The sequence below is a fragment of the Aliirhizobium wenxiniae genome (assembly GCF_019511445.1).
Lineage (GTDB): Bacteria > Pseudomonadota > Alphaproteobacteria > Rhizobiales > Rhizobiaceae > Neorhizobium > Neorhizobium wenxiniae_A.
Genome location: NZ_JAEUAN010000003.1, coordinates 279291 through 304340 on the forward strand (window position 1 = coordinate 279291; position 25050 = coordinate 304340).

At 60.8% G+C, this 25050-nt stretch carries 14 protein-coding genes; 8 read left to right on the forward strand and 6 right to left on the reverse strand.

Annotated elements, in window-relative coordinates; translation table 11 throughout:
• Positions 1–134: 134 nt before the first annotated feature.
• Positions 135–1568 (reverse strand): M20 family metallopeptidase, encoded by a 1434-nt coding sequence (locus JNB91_RS05460; protein ID WP_220324505.1) that lies wholly within the window; start codon positions 1566–1568, stop codon positions 135–137.
• 505 nt (positions 1569–2073) lie between these two features.
• Between JNB91_RS05460 and JNB91_RS05465 the strand changes: the two genes are divergently transcribed.
• The 5 genes from JNB91_RS05465 to JNB91_RS05485 all read left to right on the forward strand — a co-directional run bounded on the left by JNB91_RS05465 (position 2074) and on the right by JNB91_RS05485 (position 7505).
• Positions 2074–3672, forward strand: a complete 1599-nt coding sequence (locus JNB91_RS05465; protein WP_220324506.1) for an ABC transporter substrate-binding protein — start codon at positions 2074–2076, stop codon at positions 3670–3672.
• Positions 3673–3831: 159 nt separating this feature from the next.
• On the forward strand, positions 3832–4836 hold the full coding sequence (locus JNB91_RS05470) for an ABC transporter permease subunit (RefSeq protein WP_220324507.1): 1005 nt from the start codon (positions 3832–3834) through the stop codon (positions 4834–4836).
• Positions 4837–4852: 16 nt separating this feature from the next.
• The gene (locus JNB91_RS05475; protein ID WP_220324508.1) at positions 4853–5773 is read left to right on the forward strand and encodes an ABC transporter permease subunit; all 921 of its coding nucleotides are present in this window, start codon (positions 4853–4855) and stop codon (positions 5771–5773) included.
• Between the two features lie 2 nt (positions 5774–5775).
• Entirely contained in the window at positions 5776–6654 is an 879-nt protein-coding gene (locus JNB91_RS05480; RefSeq protein ID WP_220324509.1) for an ABC transporter ATP-binding protein, read from the forward strand.
• On the forward strand, positions 6651–7505 hold the full coding sequence (locus JNB91_RS05485) for an ABC transporter ATP-binding protein (protein ID WP_220324510.1): 855 nt from the start codon (positions 6651–6653) through the stop codon (positions 7503–7505). The genes JNB91_RS05480 and JNB91_RS05485 overlap by 4 nt, the downstream gene beginning before the upstream one ends.
• A 297-nt stretch (positions 7506–7802) precedes the next feature.
• On the opposite strand, the gene pbpC is transcribed toward JNB91_RS05485, so the two are convergent.
• Together pbpC and JNB91_RS05495 are read right to left on the reverse strand one after the other, a co-directional pair.
• Positions 7803–9884, reverse strand: a complete 2082-nt coding sequence (pbpC, locus tag JNB91_RS05490; RefSeq protein WP_220324511.1) for a penicillin-binding protein 1C — start codon at positions 9882–9884, stop codon at positions 7803–7805.
• A gap of 213 nt (positions 9885–10097) precedes the next feature.
• The gene (locus JNB91_RS05495) at positions 10098–15551 is read right to left on the reverse strand and encodes an alpha-2-macroglobulin family protein (protein WP_220324512.1); all 5454 of its coding nucleotides are present in this window, start codon (positions 15549–15551) and stop codon (positions 10098–10100) included.
• Positions 15552–15765: 214 nt separating this feature from the next.
• Between JNB91_RS05495 and JNB91_RS05500 the strand changes: the two genes are divergently transcribed.
• Positions 15766–16689 (forward strand): methylenetetrahydrofolate reductase, encoded by a 924-nt coding sequence (locus JNB91_RS05500; protein ID WP_220324513.1) that lies wholly within the window; start codon positions 15766–15768, stop codon positions 16687–16689.
• Positions 16690–16764: 75 nt separating this feature from the next.
• Here JNB91_RS05500 and JNB91_RS05505 read toward each other — a convergent pair whose 3' ends face one another.
• The 3 genes from JNB91_RS05505 to mprF all read right to left on the reverse strand — a co-directional run bounded on the left by JNB91_RS05505 (position 16765) and on the right by mprF (position 21716).
• A complete protein-coding gene (locus JNB91_RS05505; protein ID WP_220324514.1) occupies positions 16765–17418 on the reverse strand; it encodes a TerC family protein in 654 nt (217 codons plus the stop codon).
• 306 nt (positions 17419–17724) lie between these two features.
• A complete protein-coding gene (locus JNB91_RS05510) occupies positions 17725–19143 on the reverse strand; it encodes a virulence factor family protein (protein WP_220324515.1) in 1419 nt (472 codons plus the stop codon).
• Positions 19140–21716 (reverse strand): bifunctional lysylphosphatidylglycerol flippase/synthetase MprF, encoded by a 2577-nt coding sequence (gene mprF, locus JNB91_RS05515; protein WP_220324516.1) that lies wholly within the window; start codon positions 21714–21716, stop codon positions 19140–19142. The genes JNB91_RS05510 and mprF overlap by 4 nt, the downstream gene beginning before the upstream one ends.
• A 198-nt stretch (positions 21717–21914) precedes the next feature.
• Here mprF and JNB91_RS05520 point away from each other — a divergent pair, with 198 nt between their 5' ends.
• On the forward strand, positions 21915–24230 hold the full coding sequence (locus JNB91_RS05520) for a bifunctional salicylyl-CoA 5-hydroxylase/oxidoreductase (RefSeq protein WP_220324517.1): 2316 nt from the start codon (positions 21915–21917) through the stop codon (positions 24228–24230).
• Positions 24231–24243: 13 nt separating this feature from the next.
• Positions 24244–25035 (forward strand): SDR family NAD(P)-dependent oxidoreductase, encoded by a 792-nt coding sequence (locus JNB91_RS05525; protein WP_220324518.1) that lies wholly within the window; start codon positions 24244–24246, stop codon positions 25033–25035.
• The last annotated feature ends 15 nt before the right edge of the window (positions 25036–25050 follow it).

Here is a 25050-nt window from a genome sequence, read left to right on the forward strand (position 1 = left end):
GTTCTCCTCTCGCACGAACGCGAATAGGAAATTCATAAGAGGAATTAAGCGGATTTCCAGTCCTTAAACGCGATTTGGTCGAGCCCGCCGTTTAAAATAATTGACGGGCTCATGACTAAATTTCATGGGTGCGATCAGCGCACCGACATGGCTGCGATCGGCGGCTCTGCTTCAGCCGGAATCGGGCTCTTGTATTCCTGCCCCTTGTGCCGGCGCTTCAGATCGGCCCATGCGGCTTCGCGCAGCTGCTCGCTGGTCATCGCCGCAAGCCCCGTGGCCGCCATCACCTTTGCAACGGAAGCCATGCCCTTGTGGGCGAGCGCACTCTTGCCCTGCGCAACCACCTGCCAGGTATGCAGCTGCGTGCCGATGGCGAGCGTCGCGCCATAGGCTTGAACGGTCGGCACGACCCAGCTGACATCGCCCACATCGGTAGATCCGCCCATCTGGCGAAGCTCGTTATGGGCAGGCAGAATGAAATCGGCAAGCGGGATATCCCGCTGCTCGAGACGCTCCTGCGCCCAGCTGGCCGCAACATCCTCGGGCGTCAGCGTGGCGCGGATTTTTTCTGCAAATGCAACATCCTCGGCATCGAAGGCCGGCGGCCCCATGCTCTCCCAGATATCCTGCATCACATCCATCAGCGGCGTGTTGACCACGAGGTTGGAAACGCCGGCAAGCGTGACGGCTTCCACTTTGGTTTCGGTCATCAGCGCGGCACCCTCGGCAACCTTCTTCACCCGCTCAATGAGCGCAAAGAGGCCGGAAAGGTCAGCGGCGCGCACGACATAGCGAACCTTCGCATGCGCCTGAACGACGTTCGGCGAGATGCCGCCCGTATCGAGAACCGCATAATGGATGCGGCATTCGGACGGCATATGCTCGCGCATATAATTGACACCGACACTCATCAGTTCGACGGCATCGAGTGCGCTGCGCCCCAGTTCCGGCACGGCGGCGGCATGGGCGGCACGGCCGGTAAAGGTGAAGTCGATGCGGCAATTGGCAAGCGACGTCTCGCGCTGGACGCCGGCAAAATTGCTCGGATGCCAGCTGATGGCGATATCGACATCGGAAAACGCGCCGTCGCGCACCATGAAGGCCTTGGCGGCACCACCCTCTTCCGCCGGGCAGCCGTAATAGCGAACGCGGCCGGGCGTGCCCGTTTTTTCGAGCCAGTCCTTGAGCGCGGTTGCGGCAAGCATCGATGCCGAACCGAGCAGGTTGTGCCCGCAGCCATGGCCGTTGGCTCCTGCGATAAGCGGATCATGCTCCGTCGCATCCGCCTTCTGGCTGAGACCGGCAAGCGCATCATATTCACCGAGGAAAGCGATGACCGGACCGCCACTGCCTGCCTCGCCCATGACGGCGGTCGGGATCTTGGCAACGGCATCGGTGATCCGGAACCCCTGCGCTTCCAGCATCTCGCGATGGGCGGCGGCGGACTGGGTCTCCATGTAGCAGGTTTCGGGCGTCTCCCAGACCTGGTTCGCCAACTCCGTAAACACTTCCGTCTTACGGTCCACGAGATCCCAGACGAGAGGGAGGTTCGAATTGCCTTCTGTCATAAACAGCCGCCTTGAATTTTGGATATGGAATGCAGTCACTGCATACCTATCCCTTTCCGCCGCGAGCGCAACGCATAATGCAAAGAATTAAGGCTATGCGCATCAATTGGGCAGCAGCATCGCAGTTGTGATCCAAACCTAAATCTTACCGTCTCGACAACCGGTCGATAATCGCTATTCTCGCGCGCCACGGGAAGCAGACACGCTGAGCGAGTAATGCTTCACCGCAAAACAAATATGGAGTGAATGCGCAAAGGCCAAGCATGATGTTCTGCATTTCGCAGTCGATATGGAAGATTATTCCTTAGACCGTCGAAAGGCATGACGACCGCATGATCCTGCAGTTTCACCCGAGATGGGGACATAAGTTTCGACCGGCAAGCGTGAAGACCTGCCGGTCAGGAGGTGACGAACACAGGACTTGGCAAAAAGATGCGGCAAAACGCATCATAATCAGGGAAATCAACCATGCTGGCAGAGCCGGCATAGGTAGGGAGACTAATCGATGAAACGTACACTTACTCTCGCAGCGGCAGCGCTTCTGTCCGCAACGTTCTTTGCAGGCGCAGCCAGCGCCAAGACCTTCGTATATTGCTCCGAAGGTTCTCCGGAAGGCTTCGATCCGGGCCTCTACACCGCCGGCACGACCTTCGATGCTTCGGGCCACCCGATCTACAGCCGCCTGCTCGAGTTCAAGCCGGGCACGACGCAGCCGGAAGCTGGTCTCGCCGAGAGCTGGGACATTTCTTCTGACGGCACCGTCTACACCTTCAAGCTGCGCAAGGGCGTCAAGTTCCAGACCACGGACTACTTCACCCCGACCCGCGACTTCAATGCTGACGACGTCATCTTCTCGCTCGGCCGTCAGATCGACGAAAAGAACGCCTGGAACAAGTACATCACCGGCGGCACCTGGGAATATGCCGAAGGCATGGGCTTCCCGAAGCTGATCAAGTCGATCGAAAAGGTCGATGACCTGACGGTCAAGATCACGCTCAACCGTCCGGAAGCACCGTTCCTGGCCAACATCGCCATGCCGTTTGCTTCGATCCTGTCGAAGGAATATGCAGACAGCCTCGAAAAAGCCGGCACCAAGGAACAGCTGAACCAGCAGCCGGTCGGCACCGGTCCGTTCACCTTCGTCGCTTACCAGCAGGATGCGATCATCCGCTACAAGAAGAACGCCGACTACTGGGGTGGCGCTCCGAAGATCGACGATCTCGTCTTCGCAATCACCACCGACGCTGCCGTTCGTTACCAGAAGCTCAAGGCCGGCGAATGCCACCTGATGCCTTACCCGAACGCTGCCGACGTTGAATCGATGAAGTCGGACCCGAACCTGGAAGTTCTGGAGCAGGAAGGCCTCAACATCGCCTACCTCGCCTACAACACGACCCAGGCTCCGTTCGACAAGCCGGAAGTTCGTATCGCGCTGAACAAGGCGATCAACAAGAAAGCCATCGTCGACGCCGTCTTCCAGGGCATGGCAACTCCGGCAACCAACCCGATTCCGCCGACCATGTGGTCCTATAACAACGAGACCAAAGACGACACCTACGACCTCGACGCCGCCAAGAAGATGCTGGCCGACGCAGGCGTCAAGGATCTGTCCATGAAGATTTGGGCAATGCCGGTTTCGCGTCCGTACATGCTCAACGCACGTCGTGCTGCTGAAATCATGCAGGACGATTTCGCCAAGATCGGCGTCAAGGTCGAGATCGTTTCCTACGAATGGGCTGAATACCTGTCCCGTTCGAAGGACAAGAACCGTGACGGTGCCGCCATCCTCGGCTGGACCGGCGACAACGGCGACCCGGACAACTTCCTCGACACCCTGCTCGGCTGCGATGCCGTCGGCGGCAACAACCGTGCGCAGTGGTGCAACCAGGAATTCGACGCTCTCGTGAAGAAGGCCAAGTCGACTTCTGACCAGGCTGAACGCACCAAGCTCTATGAGCAGGCGCAGGTCATCTTCAAGAAGGAAGCCCCCTGGGCAACCCTCGACCACTCCCTGTCGGTTGTTCCGATGCGTAAGGGCGTAACCGGCTTCACCCAGAGCCCGCTCGGCGACTTCACCTTCGAAGCAGTCGATATCGCCGAGTAATCAGGCGCCATCACAACTTTTTGCCGCGGGACGCGTTGCGTTTCCCGCGGCATTTTCTTATGAGATGCCTAAAAATATGGCGGTGACGCCGTTATGACCGGGTCTGTGGCTTGACAAAATCCATGGAACCGGCCCGCTCCTTTTCCGCAAAGGCTTAAAATGTTTGGCTTCCTTCTGCGGCGCCTCGCCGTCCTGATCCCGACTTTCATCGGGGTCTCCATCATCGCTTTCTCCTTCATCCGGCTTCTGCCGGGCGATCCGGTCGCGCTCCTCTCGGGTGAGCGCGTCATGTCTCCGGAGCGCCACGCGCAAATTTCCGCGCAGCTCGGCATGGACCGGCCGATGGTCATCCAGTATTTCGATTATCTCGGCGGCGTTCTGACCGGCGACTTCGGCACTTCGATCGTCTCCAAGAAGCCGGTTCTCGACCAGTTCCTGACGCTGTTTCCGGCGACGGTCGAACTGTCCTTCTGTGCCATCATCATCGCCGTCGCGCTCGGCATTCCGGCCGGCATCATCGCCGCCGTAAAGCGCGGGTCGATCTTCGATCAGGGTCTTATGGGCATCGCGCTTGTCGGTTATTCTATGCCGATCTTCTGGTGGGGCCTGCTTCTCATCATCCTGTTCTCCGGCATCCTGCAATGGTTCCCGGTGACCGGCCGCATCTCGCTGATGTTCTATTTCCCGCAGGTCACCGGCTTCATGCTGATCGATAGCCTGATCTCGGGCCAGAAGGGCGCGTTCGCCTCGGCGCTCAGCCATCTGGCGCTGCCGTCGATCGTGCTCTCCACCATTCCCTTGGCCGTCATCGCCCGCCAGACGCGTTCGGCCATGCTGGAAGTGCTGTCGGAAGATTATGTCCGCACCGCCCGCGCGAAGGGCCTGTCGCCGTTCCGCGTCATCGGCGTGCATGCGCTGCGCAATGCCATGATCCCGGTCGTCACCACCGTTGGCCTACAGGTCGGCGTCATGCTGGCCGGCGCCATCCTGACTGAAACGATCTTCTCCTGGCCGGGCATCGGCAAGTGGATCCTCGATAGCGTGTTCCGTCGTGACTATGCCGTCATCCAGGGTGGCCTTCTGCTGATCGCTGCGATCATCATGACCGTCAACCTGATCGTCGACCTGCTCTATGGTCTCGTCAACCCGCGTATTCGCCACTAAGAAGGAGCAAAATCCCATGGCCGACGCCACTCTTACTGCAAAGGCTGCGGAGCCTGTCTCCTCAGCCCAAATGCGACGCCAGATGCTCAAGGAGTTCTGGTTCTACTTTTCCGAAAACCGCGGCGCCGTCATCGGCCTCTACGTTTTCGTAGCCCTTGTCCTCGTTGCGATCTTCGCGTCTCTGATCGCGCCGCATTCGCCGTTCGAACAATACCGCGATGCCGTGCTGAAGCCACCAGCATGGGTCGAAGGCGGTAGCTGGACCTTTGTCCTCGGCACCGATCCGATCGGCCGCGATATTCTTTCGCGCCTGATCTACGGCGCACAATATTCGCTGTTCGTCGGTCTGGTCGTCACCACGCTGTCGCTGGCCGCCGGCATCATCGTCGGCGTCATCGCCGGTTATTATCGCGGCTGGGTCGATACGATCATCATGCGCCTGATGGACATGATCCTGGCCATCCCGTCGCTGCTTCTCGCACTGGTGCTCGTCACCATTCTCGGTGCCGGTCTCAACAGTGCGATGATCGCCATTGCCGTGACGCTGCAGCCGCATTTCGTGCGCCTGACCCGCGCTGCCGTGATGGCCGAAAAGTCCCGTGACTATGTAACGGCTGCCCGCATTGCCGGTGCAAGCCCGCTGCGCCTGATGTTCCGCACCATCCTGCCGAACTGCACCGCACCGCTGATCGTTCAGGCGACGATGTCGTTCTCCAACGCCATTCTCGATCTCGCCGCTCTCGGCTTCCTCGGCATGGGCGTGCAGCCGCCGTCTCCGGAATGGGGCACGATGCTGGCCGAAGCCCGCGAATTCATCCTGCGCGCCTGGTGGGTCGTCACCTTCCCGGGCCTTGCAATCCTCATCACCGTTCTTGCCATCAACCTGATGGGCGACGGCCTGCGCGATGCGCTTGATCCGAAGCTGAAGAGGTCCTGATCATGTCGCTTCTGCAAATCGATAATCTCACCGTCGAATTCGAAACCTCGACCGGCTGGTTCCGCGCCGTCGACGGCGTCTCGGTTTCCGTCGACAAGGCCGAAGTGCTCGCCATCGTCGGGGAATCCGGCTCCGGCAAGTCGGTCTCCATGCTGGCCGTGATGGGGTTGCTGCCGGACACGGCAAAGATCACCGCTGACCGCATGCTGTTTGAAGGCAAGGATATCCAGAGCCTCTCCGGCACCGAGCGGCGCAAGCTGATCGGCAAGGATATCGCCATGATATTCCAGGAGCCGATCGCCAGCCTCAACCCGTGCTTCACGGTCGGTTTCCAGATCGAGGAAGTTCTGCGCATCCATCTCGGCTTGGGCAAAAAGGAGCGCCGTGCGCGTGCGATCGAACTGTTCAAGCAGGTTGGCCTTCCCAACCCGGAAGAGCGGATGAACGCCTTTCCGCACCAGATGTCGGGCGGCCAGTGTCAGCGCGTGATGATCGCCATCGCGATCGCCTGTAATCCCAAGCTCCTGATTGCCGACGAGCCGACGACGGCGCTCGACGTGACGATCCAGAAGCAGATCCTCGATCTGATCATGGACCTGCAGGCGCGCACCGGCATGGGCCTGATCATGATCACCCACGACATGGGCGTTGTGGCGGAAACCGCCGACCGCGTCGTCGTGCAGTACAAGGGCCGCAAGATGGAGGAAGCGGACGTGCTTTCGCTGTTCGAAAACCCGAAGAGCAATTACACCAAGGCGCTTCTGGCGGCTCTGCCCGAAAACGCCACGGGTGACCGCCTGACCACGGTGTCCGCCTTCTTCGACGGCAACCCGGAACCGGCACCTTCCGCAGGAGCATCGGCCGCAGGAGCATTCGCATGAGCGACGTAAAGACCACCGACACCATGCTCGAAGTCCGCGACATCAAGCGCGACTACGAACTGCCGGGCGGCTTCATGAAGCCGAAGAAGACGCTGCATGCGGTGAAGGGCGTTTCCTTCAGCCTCGAACGCGGCAAGACGCTGGCAATCGTCGGCGAATCGGGCTGCGGAAAATCCACGCTCGCCCGCATGATCACCTTCATCGACGAGCCGACATCGGGTGAACTGATCATCGATGGCAAGAAGATGGACACCCGCCCCGGTCACCTGACGTCGGAAATGCGCCAGAAGGTGCAGATCATCTTCCAGAACCCTTACGGCTCGCTCAACCCGCGCCAGAAGATCGGTGACGTTCTCGGCGAACCGCTGGCGATCAACACCGACATGTCGGCCAATGACCGTCGCGACCGCGCAACCGAAATGCTGATCAAGGTCGGCCTCGGCCCGGAACACTACAATCGCTATCCGCACATGTTCTCCGGCGGCCAGCGCCAGCGTATCGCCATTGCCCGCGCGCTGATGATGAACCCGAAGCTGCTCGTGCTCGACGAACCGGTTTCAGCGCTCGACCTTTCGGTTCAGGCCCAGGTGTTGAACCTGCTCGCCGATCTGCAGGACGAGTTCAACCTGACCTATGTCTTCATCAGCCACGATTTGTCCGTCGTGCGTTACATCGCCGACGAGGTGATGGTGATGTATTTCGGCGAGGCAGTGGAATACGGCACCCGCGACGAGGTGTTTTCCAACCCGAAGCACGAATACACGCAGACCCTGTTCAAGGCGACGCCAAAGGCCGATGTGGAGTCGATCCGCGCCCGCATCGCGGCGAAGAAGGCTGCTTCGGCGGCTTGATGTGACATACCCCCTCACCAACAAAATCTAGCACTTCGCCTTCGGCTAAGATGCTGATTTTGTAACCTCTCCCACCAAGGGAGAGGTAGGGCCTCGCGGGCGCTGCACGCGCCAGTATCTCTCCCCTTGTGGGAGAGAAAGCGATTTCGAAATCTTAGCCAAAGGCTAAGTTTCAGAAATCGCAAGTGAGGGGGTGAGGACTGGTCGGCAAAGCCGACGAAACGATCCAGTGAATCGTTTCGCAGGACGAACGCCTTGAGTTCAAGCGAAAGGCCGGGGCGCACCCCATCCCTCAACTTACTCCACAAACACCCGCACCGTCGCAGCCCTGCCCGCTGCATCGATCACCGTCAGCGTCGAAAACCCCGCCCCTTCCGGTTGCCATTCGTTGGTGCGGCGGCGTGAGAGAGCATCCAGCGGCTTGCCGTTGGCGAGCCAGCGGAACGGCGGGCGGCCGCCCTGCAGTTTCAGCACCAACGGTGAAATATCGCCCGACGAAGCGCCGAGATCGACTTTCGCCCCTTCCGGCGGATAGACGATCTGCGGCGCTGTCTCGCGGGATGACGAGCGGATAAGCCCGCTTGCGGTGACCGCAAACCGTCGCTGGGCAATCGGCAGATCCGATTGCGCCAGCCGCACCGCACCCGGCGGTGCAGAAGGATGCGGCGTGAACGGTACGCCGGAGCGCGAAAACGCCTCGAACAGGATCGGCGCTGCCGTCTGGTAACCGGCAATTCCCGGCACCGCGCCATTATCCGGCCGCCCGACCCAGACACCGAGCACATAGCGCCCGTCATAACCGACCGACCATGCATCGCGATAACCGTAGCTGGTACCGGTCTTGTACGCGATCCCAAGTTTCCGGCTGCCGGTCGGCGGCAGCACGTCGGAAAGAATATCCGTGACATTCCAGATCGCCTGCCGCTCCAAAAGCATCTCGCTGTCGAGCACTGCCGGCTGTTCGTCGATACCGTTGCCGACCCGCATCGGCTGCCCGCCATTGGCGAGCGCCGCATAAGACTGCACCAGATCTTTCAGCGTGATACCGACGCCGCCAAGCCCGATCGCCAGCCCCGGCGCTTCGCTCGGCGGCAGAACCGGGCGCACATCGGCACGGCGAAACCGGATCATCAGCCGCGACGGCCCGACCGCATCGAGCAGTCTAACCGCAGGCACATTGAGCGACAATTGCAGCGCCTGACGAACGGTCACGTCGCCCTGATAGGTCATGTCGAAATTCTTCGGCCGGTAGCCGAAGAAATCCGCCGGTCGGTCCTCGATCATGGTTTCCTGGGAAACCAGTCCCTGCTCGAAGGCAAGACCATAGATGAACGGCTTCAGCGTCGAACCCGGCGAGCGCAGTACCCGCGTCATGTCGATCCAGCCGGAACGTCCCGCATCGAAATAATCAGCCGAGCCGACTTCCCCGACGATCTCGCCAGTCTTCGCATCCGCCATCACCATCGCGAGCGAAACCTTTGGGGCAAGCTTGGCGGAAGCCTCTCGCGCCACCTCCTCCAGTTTTCTCTGGATGCCGCGTTTCAGCGTCGTGCGATACTCTTCCGCCTTCGGCTGCTTACGAATGGCGGCTTCGGCCAGATGCGCGGCCAAGGCCGGCAATTGCAGCCTTTGCCGCGGCACCGCATCAAGCGACGCCCGCTCGGCCTCGCCCTCGCCCGTCATCTCCGCAACCGCAGGGCGCGTCAGCACCCGTTCGCGTGCGGCATGCGCCGCCTGCGGATGGCGATCCGGCCGACGGGATTCCGGCGATTGCGGCAGGGCGACAAGAAGGGCGGCCTCCGCCACCGTCAGCCGTTTCGGCTCCTTGCCGAAATAGGCGAGGCTCGCGGCCCGTACCCCTTCCAGATTGCCGCCATAGGGCGCGTGGGTGAGATAAAGTTCGAGGATTGCCTTTTTGTCGAGACGGCGTTCGATCTGGATGGCGCGTGCAAGCTGTAAAAACTTTGCCGAGAACGATCGGGTCTCGCGCGGTTCGATCAACCGCGCCACCTGCATGGAAAGCGTCGAGGCACCGGAGACGATCCGGCCATTGTTCAGAAGCTGGAAGACCGCGCGCCCAATCGCCAGTGGATCGATACCGCCATGCTCATAAAACCGCCGGTCCTCATAGCCGATCAGCATCGCCAGAAAACGCGGATCGACATCCTCGACATCAGTCTTCAACCGCCAGCGCCCTTGCGGCGTCGCGAAGGCCCGCAACAGTTCGCCATCGGCATCAAGCACTTCGCGAGATGTGACCGTGGTATTCTCGAGCGGCGGCGGATAGGCACGATCGGCCCAATCGAGGCCGAGGGTCGCCGCTCCTGCCAGCAAAAGGCAGGCGGCGAGACCGATCGAGAATTTCCACCTGCGTTTCAAATGTCTGTTCTCATCTCTGGCAATTCCCCCTCTGGCCTGCCGGCCATCTCCCCCACAAGGGGGGAGAAAACTGCGGCATCCGCCTGCCTCGATTGAAGCTCGGCGAAACGGCTGGGTTAAGCCCTCCCCTTGTGGGGGTCCGAGAGGACGGGACGAGACATGTGGCTCGGCCCCGGTCGGTGGGGAGGGGTGTCTTCTTCATGTGCTCCGACGTCACTGCGCCGCCAAAACCTCCATCTTGCCCATCGCCGTCCGGCCCGAAAACTGCGGACGGTACATGTCATCCACCTGGGCGGCCGGGTGATCATAGACGCCCGGCGTCACGGCGCGCACGACGTAAGCCAGCGTGATCTGCCGATTGTCGCCTTGGCTACGATCGAAGGCGGCGACAAAGCGGTCGTTGCGGAATTCCGTATGCGCCGCCTGCACCTCCTCGATCCAGTCGAAATTGGCAAGATTGGCGCTGTTGACGATCGACGGATTGTCGATCTCGAAACCGGCCGGCAGGAGATCGGTGACGACGATGCGCGACGGCCAGTCATTGGTCTCTGTGACGTTCAGGACAACGACATAACGCTCGTTCTGCTTCGCCGCGCTGACATTCGCCTCCTCGCCTTCCATCGTGTAGTAAGTCCGCGAGATCTCGAACCCGTCGCCTCCGGCAGGCAAAGGCGTGGCCGGCGCCGCAACCGTGGTGATCGCGGCAGACAGGGCGTCGCCGCTGTCATTGCGGATGGTCAGGGGATGATCGAGCAGAACATCGCCCGCCATCTGCGACATCAGCGTGCCGCTATGGGCTGCGCCATTGACGTTGAGACGAAGGTTGTCATCGCCATTCTGAAGCGCCCGGGCGGCAAGCAGCATCCAGGTCTGCTCCTGGGTGCTGGTGTATTTTTTCTGCCCCCATTCCTTGGCAACGACTTCCGCCAGCACCGGCACGATCGGCGGCACCGGCCGGCTTTCGGCGGCAAGCGCCAGAACCGCAGCCCCGTCACGCAGCGACGAACCGTAATCGGAACGGGCAAGGCTCACCTTGTGGACCTGCGCATTTTCCGACATCTGCAGCGCATCGTTGAAGATGCTCTGCGACCGCTGTCCATCGCCGTAAAGCGAAAGCGCCGCCGCGATATGCGCCTTCGCAAGCGGCGTCGGGAAATCATTGAGCATCGTATCGGCGTAATACCGGAGATCGCTGATCGCGGCCTTGCGGTTACGGGCAAGAACATAGTGCGCATAGGCAATCTGGTTGCCCTGGTCGCGCACGTTCGTCGTATAGGCAAGCGTGTTCTGCAGGTTTTCCAGCGCCTGCACCAGCGGCTGTTCCGGCACATCGTAACCCTGTTCGCGAGCACGCGAGAGGAAATCGCTGACATAGGCATCGAGCCAGAGATCATTGCCTGCGCCATCCGGGCCCCAGAGGCCGAAACTGCCGGCAGATGCCTGGAAGGACAGCACGCGATAAATCGCATCCTGTACGCGCTTCTTCACCTCGGCATCATCGGCCAGCCCGTTCTGCACCGCCATTTCGCTGAGATAAAGCAGCGGCAGCGCCCGGCTCGTCGTCTGCTCGGCGCAGCCGTAGGGGTAGCGATCGAGGCTCATCAGCAGCGCCGGGATATCGAAGGCGTTGGAACGGCTGACATTGACGCTGACCGATGCCCCCTGCAGCACGCTATCGGCCAACAGATTGCCATCGACGGTGACGCTTGCGCCCGGTCGAAGATCGACCAGCCGCCGCTCCGTTACCGGCATCGCCGCCGGGCGAACCGGGATGTGGAGAACCTGATCGACGGAGAGCCCAGCGTTAGTGGCAAGCTTGATCGAGAGAGTGCCATCGCCTGGCTCGATACCGACCAGCGGCAGCGTGACGCTTGTCTTGCCGCCAGCAGTCAGTTCCACCGGCTTCACCGCACTCTGGCCAATAGCCACCGCATCGCTGGTCTCAATCGTCAGATCGTAGGTTCCCGCCGGGCCATCGGTATTGGCGATGTCGAGCCGCAGATTGCTGTCATCGCCGGGTGCCAGAAAGCGCGGCAGGCTCGACGTGATGACGATCGGATCGCGGATGATGACATCCTTGACGCCGTGGCCGACACCGGTTTTCGACCATGCAACAGCCATGACCCGCGCCGTGCCGTTGAACTGCGGAATATCGAAGGAGACTTTCGCCTTGCCTTCGCCATCCAGCTTCACCGGACCGGAGAAGAAGGCGACCAGCTTTTCCTTCGGCGGGCTTGCCTGCAGCGCCATGCTGCCGCCATCGCCGCCGGTCCTCAACCGCCCGGTCGCACCCAGCGAACCATCGATCAGCCGACCATAGATATCGCGAATTTCCAGCCCCAGACGACGCTGGCCGAAATACCAGTCATCGGGCGCCGGCGGTTCGTAACGGGTGAGGTTCAAGATGCCGACATCAACGGCCGCGACCGTGACATAGGCGTCCTCATTGGCCCCCGCTCCCGCCACCTGCAGCGAAATATCGAGCGGCTGGCGCGGCAGCGTCTTTTCCGGCGCGTCGATGGCAATCGCCAGATCACGAGCCTCGGGATCGACCTTCAGCCATGTGATCCCGATCGCCCGCATCGGCATGCGGTTTTCACGCGCTTCGCCGGGGCGATAAAGGGTTGCGGTGACATAGGAACCTGCGCCCCAATCCGCAGTCACCGGGATTTCGACCTCGCCGCCATTTTCCGCAATGCTGGCGGTCTCGACAGAGATCAACTCTTCCGAACCGGCCATCACCATCAGCTCGCCGACATAACGCGACGAGATTTTCAGCTTGGCGGTGTCACCGATCTTGTAGCTCGGTTTGTCGAGCGCGACTTCCAGTGCATCCGGCGTTTCGGTCGAGGTTGCGGTGACGAACCAGCCGGCATCGAATTCGACGCTGGAGGCCGGGCCGCCGATATCGGCAGTTTCGACCTCGAGGCGATAACGCCCCCATTCGACGGGAACGGAAACGCGGCCACCATCGGTCGTCACGTCGACCGTGCCGTTGGAAACCTGCCGCGTGCGGGTGATCGGTTCATAACGCCAGGAATTGCCGTCGCGATACCACTGGTAATCCCGCTCGACCTTGACGAGCTTCCACGGCAGGCCTTTCAGCGCCTGTTTGGCGCCGGCCTCGTTGACCAAGATGACAGTGAAATTGCCGACCGCTCCTTCCGGCAGGTCACCGGAAAATTCCGGCTTGATACCGATCCGCGGACCATCAGCCTTGACCGGCAGCGACAGGTTGCGCTCGATCGCGCGGCCGCCGGTTTCCTGCATGCGCACGACGATATCCGCGTTGATCAGTTTTGTCGTCGACGGCAGTTCCGCCACATCCGCATCGAACGTGGCCTTGCCGTCCTCGTCCGTATCCTCCAGCGCATCGAGCGGGATGCGGACGGTCTCGGTCTCTTCCTCGTCGGCAAGGCCGAACTGGTAGCCGGGGAAGGCCGGATTTTCGCGGGTCGGCTTCAGGGCAATTTCGCCTTCGAGGCCAAGGCCGGCCGCAGGTGCGCCGTAGAGATAACGCCCGTCGATGGAAACCTTCGCCGGTTCACCGACAACGATCTCCTTGGCTTCGCTCGTCATGTCGAACTCGATACGATCCGGCACAAAATCGTCGACGAGAAATGTCTTTTCGCCGATCGCCGAGCCCTTGGGATCGGTAAACACCTGCATCGTCCAGGTGCCGCGCATCGACGTGTCCTGCAGGGCCAGATCGAGCGTATAGCCGCCGATATCGCCGTTCTTCACCATCCGCCGATCTTCCACGCCATCGGGGCGCAGGAAAACGAAGGTGAGCGGCAGGTTTTCGATCGCCGTTGCATCGACATTGCGAGCAAGCGCGCTCGCATGCACCACCTCGCCGGGCCGATAGATACCGCGTTCGGTCCAGGAGAGAAGGTCGATCGCGCCGGGAGCCGGTCGGCCGGTGACGCCACGGTCGGACAGATCGAAGCCGGCGCGGGTCATATCGAGGAAGACATAGTCCTTGCCCTCGTTCTGCGCGGAAAGCACCGCCGGCACCATCGCCGCCGTGCCGCGCATCAGCCCGGCGGTGAATGTCGCGCGGCCATCCGCATCCGTCTTCGCCGTGCCGAGGATTTCATTGTTCTTGGCGAGAAGCTGCAGGTCCACGTCTGCCATCGGCTTGGCGGACCCGAGCGCGCGGGCAAACACATGCAAGCCATCGGTGCCGGCATAGGTGGTGAGGCCGATATCGGAAACGACGAACCACTGCGTCGCCTTGTTGTCCCATTCCTGATTGACGGCATTGGCAGCGGACGCCGTCAGCACATAGACGCCGGGCTTGCGTTCCGGCAGGGCCTCATCGACCGGGAAACTGGTCGTTACATCCTTGTTGAGGTCTTGCCCAAGATCGATCGTGCCCTGCCAGACCAGCTCGCCGTTTTCCTGCTCGATCCGGTCCGCGCTATAGCCGCTCATCTGGGTCAGGAACTGCGAATTGGTGAGCAGCGGCGCGATATTGCGGTCGCCGATCCGGTAGAGTTTCAGGTTGGCCCGTTCCGTATTCACCGACACGATCGGGATGCCACGGCGCGCTGTGGACGGCAGGACAAAGCTGTCGCCGGTAAATCGCACCATCGGCGAGCGATCCTTGACATAAATGTCGAGATCCACCTGCGCCGGCAGCGGCTCGTCGACCGAGGACGGCAGGCCACGGCGCAGCGAGAGCTTGTAGCGTTGGCCGTGCGTCAGGCCCTCGACGCAGATCTGGTTATCCTTGGCTTCCATCGCCTTCGGCGCCTGACCGTCCAGCGTGACGAAAGGCGCGTAGTCGACACCGGCCTTCACCAGCGGCTCGGAAAATTGCACGCAGGCACGCGGATTGGCGCTGTCGGCATCGACCGTATTGCCGCTGACGCGAAAACCCTGGCGCTCGCGCAGATCGTTATAGGCGGCCTGGACGGTGCGGGCGCTGACAAGCGCGAGGCTCTGCTTGTAGGCGGTGAGCGCCTGACGATAGTTCTGCTGCTTGGCGAGCGCTGCACCGAGCACGGCAAGCGCATCGGCACGCGCCTGGGTGCTGCGTGACAGAAGATAACCGTTGATCGCCGCAAGCGTGCCTTCGCTATCGGCAGACCCGTTGTTCTTGGCGATGCCGGCGGCACGCGAAAGCGCGATCCACAGATCGCCATCATCCGGGGCAAGCGACAGGGCGCCCTTGTAATTGTAGATCGCCGTATCGACCCGGCCGGCGAGCAGTTCGGACTGCGCCACGGTTTTCAGGGTCTCGATACCGTAACCTTGCTGGTTGTCGCCGAGCGCCAGGCCATCCTTCTGCTCGCGCGCCTGTTGCAGCACGTCGTCAGACAGGAAGCTCAGCCGCGGCGGCGCGCCGATATCGGGCAAGACAGCCACTTCGACGATCTTGCCGGCGACGGCACCGGCAAACGTATTGAGCTGGCCGTGGTCGGATTTCAGGAAGCACCACTTGGCTTTTACATTGTAGGTGAAGGCGCGGCACTGGTTGTCGCCGATGCAGGCGGTCTCGCACTGGTCCTGGCTGACATTCTTCACGGTTCGAAGGTCGAAGCCGAGATAATCGCCATCCGCTGTCGTTTCGATCCGCCGCTCCTGCGCAGCAAGCGGAGAGCCGAGAACAAGAGATGAAAGCACAAGAGCTGAAAAGCCGAAGATCGCGCGCCTAGACATGGTCAGTCTCCCCCGTGGCAGCCGTCGGATGCGCTGTTGTCCAATGTGAGGACACGCTTGTCAACGAATCTGATCCCGTTTGTGACGGAGGAAATCAAACCGAAAGTGACGCTGCGAGAAAACTGCTCTACACAAAGCTGTGCCAGAAATGCCGTCTTGCACACTTAGATGACAGTGGCAGGCAGACAGTCTTGTGATGTAGAAGGCAGTCGATATGGCAATTCTGAACCTATTCAAGAACAGGCGTGCGGACGAAAAGGCGGAGAGAGCAAGCTTCGGCGCGCTTCTCGACGGCTATTCGATCGAAGTCATGCCGCGCACTGCGGCAAAGATCGAGAATTTCCGCGAGTTCCTGCCGGCAGGAATGCGCGTTTACATCGCTCATATCGATGGCACGCCGATCGAGGACATGGTTTCGACGGCAAAACGCCTGACGGACGATGGTTACGCGGTAATGCCGCATGTTCCCGCACGTCTCATTCGCGACAAGGCGATGCTGGAAGACTGGATCAGCCGTTACGTGAACGAGGCTGGCGTCAGTCAGGCCCTGTTGCTGGCCGGTGGCCTCACTTCGCCGCGGGGTGAGCTTGAAAGCTCGCTGCAGCTTCTCGAAACCGGCCTGTTTGACCGTTACGGCTTCAAGCGCCTGCACGTCGCAGGCCATCCGGAAGGCAACAAGGACATCGACAAGGACGGCACAACGAGGCTCATCGACCGGGCCTTGAAATTCAAGCAGGCCTATTCGGAAAACACCGATGCCGAGATGGCGATCGTCACCCAGTTTGCCTTCGATGCCGGATCGATAACCCGCTGGGCGGAGCGTATCGCAGAAGCCGGCGTGACGCTGCCGATCCATCTTGGCGTTGCCGGCCCGACCAAGCTGCAGACGCTGATCAAGTTCGCCATTTCCTGTGGCGTCGGCCCGTCACTGAGCGTGCTGCAACGGCGCGCCATGGACCTGAGCAAGCTGCTCATCCCCTACGAACCGGACGAGTTTCTGAGCGAGATCGCCAATTACAAGGCGACCCATCCGCAAAGCCTGATCGAGCAGATCCATGTCTTCCCGCTCGGCGGTATAAGGGCAAGTGCCGACTGGGTGAACGAGCGAAAGCTCAAGAACAGAGTAGCGACACAGTAATCAGGTTATGAGCGTGAAAAGGAAAACGGCGCGATCCGAAGACCGCGCCGCTTTTTATCGCGATGAGAACTGCAATCAGCCCGTGATATAGGGCAGGATTTCATGCGATCCGCGCCAGATCATTTCGAGCGCGACATAAAGGATGACGGCAAGACCGACATAGGCGATCCAGCGATGCTTGTTGAGCAGGCGCGCGATAAAGCTTGCCGCAATACCCATCAGGGCGATCGACAGGAACAGACCGAAGATCAGGACTTCAGGATGCTCGTGTGCGGCACCAGCAACAGCGAGCACGTTGTCGAGCGACATCGAGACGTCGGCGATAACGATCTGCCATGCGGCCTGGGCAAAGGTCTTGCGCGGTGCGCCGCCGGCAACCGTGCCATCGGCATTGAGGTCCTCGTTGGCGAGTGCCTCATTGGCTTCGTCTTCATGGTGATGCGGTGTGCGCAGCTCGCGCCACATCTTCCAGCAGACCCACAAAAGCAGCACGCCACCGGCGAGCAAAAGGCCGACGATCTGCAGCAATTGCGTCGTGGCAAGTGCAAAGCCGATACGCAGCACGGTGGCTGCGATAATGCCGACCAGAATGGCCTTGGCACGCTGTTCCTTCGGCAGGCCGGCAGCGGCAAGACCAATGACGATCGCATTGTCACCCGCCAGAACCAGATCGATCATGATAACTTGCGCGAGGGCGGACAACGCCTCCGGCGTGAAAAATTCCATCATTTGACACCCTATCTCAAGATGGGGTGCCCCATGTCCTGACGAGCCTTGGGAACACTACTGAAGCGCACAACGGGACACGCCCGTGCAATGCACGCTCTTTCAGACCAAAAACCATCACGACACCAGGCACCGGCATTGGAAAAATCCAGTCCGACATCACAGCTTGAAAACAAGCTGCCAGAGGGGCCCGGTCCTGGTCTAGCGAGATTTAGCGCCAGACTTCGCCGAACTCAAGTGGCCCGATCACAAAACCGTCAGGTCTTCGTGATCCATGGAACGACCGCGCAGCTTGGCCGGATGGTTGCCTTATTTCGGCAAACGCTTCTGCAGGCTGTCGAGTATCCGCTTGCCGAGCGCCTGATAATCCTCGTCGAAATGATGCCCGCCATCGATGGCGACAGTTTCCACGCCGGAAGGTTTCATCGACGGGCAAGGATCATCATCCTCCTCGGTACCGTAAATGCACTGCACGAGGCTGCTCTTGATCTTGGCGATATCGTCTGTCGTCGTGCCGCCATCGCCGGCTCCCGCCATGCCGAGCCAGCCGGTGACGGAAATCTCGAAATCGACCTCTTTCGACAGCGCCAGAAGAGAAAGCTGCTTCACCCGTCGCTTCGTCGCCTTGGGCAGAAGATTGTAGGAGGCGGGAATAACATCCGCACCGAACGAATAGCCGACCAGCACGACATTCGAGACACCCCATTTTTCCGTATAGGTGTCGATGATGCGTTTCAGGTCATCCGCCGTTTCCTGCGGCGTACGCTTGGCCCAGAAATAACGCAGCGAATCGACGCCGATGACAGGCACGCCCTGGGATTGCAGATAGGAGCCGAGTTCGCTGTCGAGATCGCGCCATCCGCCATCGCCGGAATAGACGATCGCCATCGTGTCCATAGTCGGCTTTGCTTCCAGCACCGAAAGCGGCAGGTCTAGCGCCCCTTCGGATTTTCCGGCTGCAAGCTGGCTCTGCAGCCATGTCGAAAGATAATCCTCTGCATCGTCCGAAGTTTCCTTGGCGACGATATCCCCATGCGCCTGCTTCAGCGACAGGGCGTGCACCTTGCCGGCCTGATCGGCATCCGGTGTGAACGCGATTGTCACCGGAGCCGGCAGGGCGCCGTCGGTCAGGCCGTAGACGATGCCGGTATCGGTCGGGCGTTTTTCCGCCGGAGTGCAGAGTTGCTTTTTCAGCGGAATGACCTCCGTCGGGTCGACAGCAACGGCACCGCCGATCGTCGCCAACGGGCTTTGCGCGATCATCGCAAGCGCCAGCGCCCCGCCCTCCTTCGCACCGGCCAGGATCGGGTGCCGGTATTCGCGGTTTTCCACCCGGCGCTGCACCTGCTGCGAAAGATCCTCGATATCGGAGACCATGTAGATGCAGTCGCCGTCATCGGCCGCAAGCGACTGCATGTAGGAGGGAAAATCGATACCGACGACGGCAGCACCGGCATCGACGAGATCCTTCGCCTGGGCCTCTTCCACGCCATTCCATCCATTGGCATCGGAAATCAGGAACACCATTCCGGTCAGATCCTGGCCCTGCGGCAGATAGACATGCGGCGAGGGAATGAAGCCGGTGTGATAATCCGCGTTCGCGGCCGGAGCTGAGGTTGAGGCCGGAGCATTGGCTGTAGCTGGCGCTGGAGCAGCTTGCTGGGCATGGACGGCGCTCGATGCAGCCGAAAGGCCGAGAGCAACAAGGACGGCAAGACGCAAACTCATTTACCCACGACTCCTCTCAACCCGCCGCCGATCAGAAGCGTCGCATCCATCATCGCGACCGCCGGACCTATCCCGGAAACAGCAAGATAGCGCGGTTCCCAGCGCGGGTGAAACTTTGATTTGAAGGCTTTCAGACCCTTGAAGTTATAAAACCGCTCGCCGTGTTCGAAAATAACGCTGCCGATCCGGTCCCAGGCCGGTGCCGCCTCGCGCTGCGCCATGCCGGAAAGCGGCGCCATTCCGAGGTTGAACTGCCGGAACCCGGCATCGCGAAGATGCTCCATGATCCGCACGAAGAGAAAATCCATCGATCCCTTTGGCGCATCCGGCGCAAACCGCATCAGGTCGACCGTGCCTTCCTGCTTGGTATCGGTCACGGCAAGCGTAGCAAAGGCAACGATCCGCCCCTCCTTGCGCAGAACGGCAACCGGCTGCGACAGCACGTAGTCATCGCGGAAAGCACCGAGCGAAAAGGTCTTTTCCCGCGTATTGTGTTCATCGAGCCAACTGTCGGAAACTGCGCGCAGCGCTTCCAGATGTTCGGCCACCTGATCGGGCTGCAGCATCTCGAATTCCAGCCCTTCGCGCACACCCTTGTTGATCGCCTGCCGCAGCCCGGCAAGCCGGCTGCCTTTCAGTTCGAATGACGGAAGATCGACCACGGCAAGTTCGCCGAGCCGGAAGGCGCGCATGCCGGCATCGGTGCAGTTGGCGAGAAGCTCCGGCGAGATCTGGTAGAAGACGGCACGACCGCCGCCGGTTCTCGCTTCTTCGACGAAACGCCAGACCAGCTCGCCGATCTCCTCACTTGGGCCGACCGGATCGAACAGCGCAATCCACGAACGGCCCTGGATGCCATACATGATGAAGGCGTTGCCGCTTTCCGAAAACATCAGCCGCTTGTCGCCCATGCGCACAAGGTTGGCATCGGCGAAATCCTGCGCCATGGCGATGTCTGTCGCCTGCACGAGCTCATCCGCAGTCGACATATCCGAACGCCTGACGGCAGGACGCAACAGGCTGAAGATCGAAACCACGGCGGCGACGATGGCAATACCGAGTATTGCGCGCAGCCCGCGCGGCGCTTCTGCGGAAAATTCGAACTGCCACCACAGTTCGCGGCTGTAATCGACCTCGCGATAGACGAAGAACAGGATCGTCGTTGCCGCGGCAACGAGAATGAGCATCGCCACGATCCAGGGCGGTGTCAGCGCCTGACGCAGCATCGAGGCCGGGCGGTTGAACTGTCGCGCACTGAGCAGAAGCCCCGCCAGAAGAACGGTCAGGAAGATAGCCTCGAAAAGCGCCAGCGCCTTGAGCAACGAGAAAAGCAGGCCGAGCGCCGTACAGATGACCGCTGTCCACCACGCCCCGTCGAGCCTCTGGGCGATACCGCGGGCGCTGACGAAGAGCAGGATGCCGACAACACTGGAGAGGAAATGTGCGCTTTCCACCAGCGGAAGCGGCATGTAGCTGCCGAGAAAATCGAGATTGGAATCCGGAGTCGGCGTGACGCTCGAAAGAACAAGCATAGCACCGGCGATCAGCGCGAATGCGGCCAGAAGCAGTGGCGCCAGCCGGAATTCGAGCTTTCGCAAGGTCGACGCGACCGGATGTTTCGACAGCTGTCGGGCTTCGAGGAAAATCACGACCAGCGTCGCGATCAACAGCGGCAGGACGTGATAGATGACACGGTAGAGTACGAGGCTGCCGAGAACCTGATCGATATCGACCGTATTGCCGAGTGCCGCGACGATGACGGTCTCGAAAACGCCGAGACCTCCCGGAACATGGCTGAGCACGCCGGCACCGACAGCCGTCGCATAGATCGCCAGGAACGAGGGCCAGCCGATATTCGTCTGCGGTAAAAGAACGTAAAGCACGGACGCCGAGGCGGCGATATCGAGCGCCGTGACGAGAAATTGCTGCGATGAGGTGCGGCTGTCGGGCAGCCGCAGGTTCACCCGGCCGACGGAGATCCTGCGCCCGTCACGGCCGATGAAGACCAGGATGCTCAACCCGATGATAATGATGAGAGCGATGGCGCGGATAACCGTATCGCTGACGCCGATGATCTGGCCGACCCGGGGAGCGGTAATCAGGCAAGCAAGGGCAGTGACCGAAAGCAGGCCGATACCGAAAGCGAAGGTGACGAAGGCGATGACCCGGCCGATATCTTCCGGCGAAAGGCCAAGCCTCGAATAACCGCGAAACCGGATCGCGCCGCCGCTCAGCGCACCGAAACCCGCCGTATTGCCGACCGCATAGGCGCTGAACGCCGTCATTGCCACCGGCACCGGCGGCAGCTTGCGGCCGATATAGGTCAACGCATTGAGGTCATAGCCGACCAGCGCCGCGAAACTTAGGCCGGTAAAGAAAACGGCAAGCGCAATGGACGACCACGAGGTCGAGACCAGCGCCTGGATAACCTCGTCATAACTGACTTCCGTCGTCAGCTCGTAGATCGCGAACGCGGTAAAGCCGAAAACCAGAAGGACGATGAAGGAAACGAACAGGCCGCGATGGGCCTGGAAAAAATCGCGGACGTGACTGCTAGGACTATTGGACGCCATGGTCTGCTTTGCCTCAGAGACAAGCGGTAAAATCTGGAAACGCGGAGCCTAAGCAACCGGATCACGGCTTAAGTGTGTCATCGGCTGATTTGCGCAATCGCTCCTATCATATGCTCCTTAATATCGCTTGACGGATTCTACGCGGCCCATATAGTTTAAACTTAAAATAATGACATATGGGAACTTCGGGAGATATTCATGCGCATCGTCTGCATCGGTGGCGGCCCGGCTGGGCTCTATTTCGCCCTGTTGATGAAGAAGTTTCATCCCGAGCACTCGATTTCGGTTGTCGAGCGCAATCGACCTTACGATACATTCGGCTGGGGCGTGGTGTTTTCCGATGCCACCATGGTGTCGATGCGCGCCTGGGATCCGGTGAGCGCAGCCGAAATCGAGGATGCGTTCAACCATTGGGACGACATCGAGCTTCTGTTCAAGGGCACCCGCCAGCGCACATCCGGCCACGGCTTCGTCGGCATCGGCCGCAAGAAGCTCTTGAACATCCTGCAGCGCCGCTGCGAGGCGCTCGGCGTCGAACTGGTGTTCGAAACCGATTCCGATGGCGATACCGATTATCCCGATGCCGACCTGATCATCGCCTCCGACGGCTTCAACTCGAAGATCCGCAATCGCTATCCGCAGGTTTTCGATCCGGATCTCGCGGTGCGGCCGAACCGCTATATCTGGCTCGGCACCAACAAGCTTTTCGACGCCTTCACCTTCGATTTTCGCCGGACGGACCACGGCTGGTTCCAGGCGCATATCTACAAGTTCGACGAAAACACCTCGACCTTCATCGTCGAAACGACCGAAGAGGCTTACGAGAAGCACGGTCTCGGCCAGATGGACCAGCAGGGTTCGATCGATTTCTGCCAGGATCTGTTTTCCGAAGTGCTGGAAGGCGCAGACCTGATGACCAATGCGCGGCATCTGCGCGGCTCGGCCTGGCTGAACTTCAACCGGCTGATCTGCGGCAAGTGGAGCCATTTCAACGGCAATTCCCATGTCGTGCTGATGGGCGACGCCGCCCACACCGCCCATTTCGCCATCGGCTCCGGTACCAAGCTTGCGATCGACGATGCAATCGAACTGACCAACCAGTTCAACAAGCTCGGTCATTCGAAGGATGCTATCCCTGAGGTTCTGAAAACCTATGAGGATATCCGCCGCATCGACGTCGCCCGCATTCAGAACGCGGCGCGCAATGCGATGGAATGGTTCGAAGTGGTGGGTGAGCGCTACGCCGAGACGCTGGAGCCGCCGCAATTCATGTATTCCATGCTGACCCGCTCGCAGCGTATCAGCCACGAGAACCTGCGCCTGCGCGATCCTGTCTGGCTGGAAGGTTACGAGCGCTGGTTCGCCGAGAAGAACGGCATCGAGGTGCAGGGCAACGGCCGTACCCTGCCGCCGATGTTCACCCCCTATTCTCTGCGCGGTACCGACCTGCCGAACCGCATCGTCATGTCGCCAATGGCGATGTATTCGGCAAAGGACGGGTTGCTCGACGATTTCCACCTCGTCCATCTCGGCGCCCGTGCTTTGGGCGGCGCTGGTCTCGTCTTTGCCGAAATGACCTGCGTCTCGCCCGATGCCCGCATCACTCCCGGCTGTCTCGGCCTCTGGAACGATGAGCAGGCCAAGGGCTGGAAGCGTTTCGTTGATTTCGTCCACGCCAATTCGGAAGCCAAGGTCGGCATCCAGCTCGGCCATGCGGGACGAAAGGGCGCAACGAACCTCGCATGGGATGGCATGGACCAGCCGCTGGAAACCGGCGCATGGCCGCTGATTTCCGCTTCGGCCCTGCCCTATCTGAAAAACAGCCAGGTACCGAAAGAAATGGACCGGGCCGAGATGGACCGCGTGAAGGCCGACCATGTGCGCGCCGCAAGATATGCGGCCGAGGCAGGCGCGGACTGGCTGGAGCTGCACTGCGCCCACGGCTATCTTCTGTCGAGCTTCCTCTCGCCGCTGACCAATATCCGCACCGATGATTATGGCGGCAGCCACGAGAACCGCGCCCGTTATCCGCTGGAAGTGTTCGCCGCAATCCGCGAAGTCTGGCCGCAAGAAAAGCCGATTTCAGTACGCCTCTCCTGCCACGACTGGGCCGAAGGCGGCAACACGCCGGAAGACGCCGCAATCTTTGCGAAAATGTTCAAGGATGCAGGCGCAGACCTGATCGACTGCTCGTCCGGCCAGGTGTCGAAGGAAGAAAAGCCGGTCTATGGCCGCCTGTTCCAGACGCCGTTTTCCGACAAGATTCGCAACGAGATCGGCATTCCGACCATCGCCGTCGGTGCGATTTCCGAGGCCGATCAGGCGAACTCGATCATCGCTGCCGGTCGCGCCGATCTCTGCGCCGTCGCCCGCCCGCATCTGGCAGACCCGGCCTGGGTTCTGCATGAGGCGGCGAAGATCGGCCTGACCAGCATTGCGTGGCCGAAGCAATATTATTCCGGCAAGCTGCAGTATGAAACGGGCCTTGCCCGTGCCGCGGCATCGGCCAAGTGAAGGAACTGGGTGCATGGCGGCAGACGGTAAGTTCAAGGGACGACATGCGCTGGTAACGGGCGCAGGAAGCGGTATCGGCGCTGCGATCGTGCGCGCGCTCAGTTCCGAAGGCGCACGCATCACGCTTGCCGGCCGCAGGCGCGAACCGCTGGAAAAGCTGGCCCACGAAATCGGCAGCGCAAACAGCTTCGTAGCCGATGGCTTCGACGTTACCGATCGCGCGGCCATTGATGCGGGACTTGCAGAGGCGCGAAAGGCCTTCGGACCGGTCGATATCCTGATCAACAATGCCGGCGAAGCGCCGAGTGCGCCGTTTGAAAAGACCACCGCCGACCTCTGGTCGCAGATCATCAATGTCGATCTCAACGGCGTCTTCAATGTTACCCAGGCGGTTTTGCCCGACCTGAAGGCCCACGGAGAAGGCGCGCGCATCATCAATCTGGCCTCTACGGCGGGCCTCAAGGGGTATGCCTATGTCTCTGCCTATTGTGCCGCCAAGCATGGTGTGATCGGCATGACCCGCGCGCTGGCACTGGAACTGGCGAAGAAGGGCATCACGGTCAACGCCGTATGCCCCGGCTTCACCGACACACCGATCATCTCGCGCTCGATCGCCGAGATCGTTGCCAAGACAGGCCGCAGCGCGGAAGAGGCGTTGAGCGAATTCACCAGAGCCAATCCGCAAGGGCGGCTGGTCAATCCGGAGGAAGTCGCCGATGCGGTCCTCTGGCTCGCCTCTCCCGGCGCCTCGTCGATAACCGGCCAATCCATCGTCGTGGCCGGGGGAGAAATCATGGCCGGCTGAGACACAATGAGCAGA